The 660-nt window shown below is 50.8% G+C and carries 1 protein-coding gene; it reads right to left on the bottom strand.

Annotated features, from left to right (window positions below; all coding sequences use genetic code 11):
- The coding region (locus HMPREF9720_RS05870; RefSeq protein WP_254654368.1) for a hypothetical protein at positions 1–660 on the bottom strand (660 nt) is incomplete at both ends.

Below are 660 nucleotides of genomic sequence, written 5' to 3' on the forward strand. Positions count from 1 at the left end.
TTATCGGAGAGTGCCAGAAAATCATCGAGCGTGCGGCACCGATAATCCAAAGAGATCTTTTCACTGTAATCCGTCTGCCGGATCTCGAAAGTATAGGTCAGGCCGTGCCGAGTGATATGACCGCGGCTTTTGTCTTTGTTCCATGCGACATCGGGTATTGCCTCCAACCGATTGCGATACCCCGTCATTTTTCGTTCGTTCTCAGCATCGATACGTTCGAGGTTTCGGAAACCCTGCGTGAGGTATTCCACCCAATCGTCGATCTTCTTTTTTGTGAAGACCCCGATACGATTCGGTTCGGATTGCTTGTCGAAAGCCTTGCTGTAGGAGTAGTTGTCCGCGTATCGGAACGATGACCAATCGAATCGGAGGTCGTAATAGGGTTTTGGATAGAAATATTGGCGGACGAGAAACAGGATACCGTTTCTGCGGAAACCGGTGCACACTTCTTCGAAATAGTTTTTCAGGCTGTCTGCGGCGTGTGTAACATGGTAGAATAAGGTTGCTTCCGGAACGAACTCCTGCACCGCTTCCAATACGGCCGATGCGCTTTGAATGGCCCGCTCTACGTTATCTTCGGCATTGGCGAGCAACAACTCGTCAAAGGTCGCCTGATCGATCCACCTTCTCATCGCTGAGCAACCTGCCTGCGGCAGGATT

This window comes from Alistipes sp. HGB5, from assembly GCF_000183485.2.
Taxonomy (GTDB): Bacteria; Bacteroidota; Bacteroidia; order Bacteroidales; family Rikenellaceae; genus Alistipes; species Alistipes finegoldii.